The sequence below is a fragment of the Teredinibacter waterburyi genome, assembly GCF_001922985.1.
In the GTDB taxonomy this organism is placed as follows: Bacteria; Pseudomonadota; Gammaproteobacteria; order Pseudomonadales; family Cellvibrionaceae; genus Teredinibacter; species Teredinibacter waterburyi.
The window spans coordinates 1-1,705 of the sequence record NZ_MRUH01000157.1; the positions used below are offsets into that span (position 1 = coordinate 1).

Below are 1,705 nucleotides of genomic sequence, written 5' to 3' on the forward strand. Positions count from 1 at the left end.
ATTGCTAAAAAATAGCTTATATTTAGACTTAAAACCCAAAGCCACTACCAACAACCATTGAGATTAACCTAGCTTTACACCTGAGCCAAGTACCCGTAGAAAATAGAGTTACTGCTATGAACACAAGAAAAACCAAAAGCAATAAACGTGAACGCTAGAATACTGGTAGCGCTTTGACGCTGTTGTGCTGATTGCTAAAGTAAACGGAGGATGCACGCAAACTCTTCGAGATCAGCTGATGCTTTTACAGTAAACAACACCAATGAATTACAAGCCCTACTCTACTAGCCGTTAAGACGCATAACGCCTCAATAAAGGGCGCGCTTTAGCGCGTCCAGCCGAAGGCGACTTTGATTGATTTGTTAAAACTGTTCGAAGTTCGATTGGGAAAATACCTTAGCCTCGATTACTTTCTTAACATATTCTAACTCATAACGAACACTTAAAACCTCATTATCATGCCCGTAAGATGTATAGCGAACTAATGTTCCACGAATTGAATCCCCCGGCTGAACATTAACCATTTTATTCTGAAACCTCTCTAGCCACTCTAAGTCGGTAATTGACACATCTATTGCATGACCTTCAAACTTGAAGGCCCATTTCGAAGTACCCAAATAATCGGCTTTTTTTACTTTTAGAATTGCCTCACTGCGATCATCTAATACTTCTCTAGTAAGTATATCCTCGACGATTGAATCAGAAATTTCTATGGCATCGGTAACTTTGGATGAACCACTTTTACAGTTGTAGCGAACTGTATCATCTTCAGTGAGATATCTAGTTGATTTTTGTATAGAACTAATATTTGTTAGTAACTTAACTCTATCCGGTGCACGATATGCTGGTATTCTATTGATATTAGTCTCTTCTGCAATACGAACCAGTTCGTTTTCGAGAGCTGAAACTTGATCGGGGCTAACTAATTTCGGGGTATCTTCGCACCAATTGAGGACCGCATATTTTGCCTTTACTAGGTAGAAACCCAATATTCTTTTAAATTTTGCATCTCTTAGGTCTTCATCAGGCACATCATGAATAATATTTCGAATGATTGTTTTTAATGAACCTTTTTCGATATCTTCCAGTATGAGTGTATTACTAACTTGTGAGCCAACTACTTCCGCAAGCGTGGTATCGAGTTCTTGGAATGTATCAATAAGATCTGCCATAGATCGGAAAATTCTATTGGGATTTCCCCCTTTACCAAAATCTATAACTATTTCAAATTTATTATTGTCATCTTCCATGCTTCGACTCTTATTGTGGTTTTAACGCCAAGCTCACCTGCAATTTTTGCTGTGAGCATTTGTGTAAAATGGAGCTGCGCGACATACACAAACGAGCGCAGCAAAAATTGTCAGGTGGAGCGCCTTGTTATGCGAGGCGGCACAAAAAGTAACACACACGTTGGGCCAGCTAGCCTGGCCCTTTAGCCTAAACGAAGCGATTAGATAGAAAATAAAACCCGATACTACCAAAAACCAAAATAATACTACAAGAAGGTTGGGATAAAGCCTGATTTGGTACCGCCTAAAAAGAAACCGCTGAGAACAACGAAGGGAGACATAGTTCGGACACGACAGACTAGAAATTGATTACCACTCCCTGACTGCATCACTGCGATTTACCCTATTACACCACTGCTGGAGCGGCACATACTAAAAAGACAACTGACAACAACCTAAAACCGACAAAGCGCTTT

Annotated in this window: 1 protein-coding gene; it reads right to left on the reverse strand. The window is 39.9% G+C overall.

Annotated features, from left to right (window positions below; all coding sequences use genetic code 11):
* Positions 1-362: 362 nt before the first annotated feature.
* A complete protein-coding gene (locus IDZ20_RS11000; RefSeq protein ID WP_188151486.1) occupies positions 363-1,250 on the reverse strand; it encodes a hypothetical protein in 888 nt (295 codons plus the stop codon).
* Positions 1,251-1,705: the final 455 nt, after the last annotated feature.

What these genes read in the sequence shown, in the direction of transcription:
- IDZ20_RS11000 (WP_188151486.1), bottom strand. Translation starts at nt 1,250, where the DNA reads ATGGAAGATGACAATAATAAATTTGAAATAGTTATAGATTTTGGTAAA.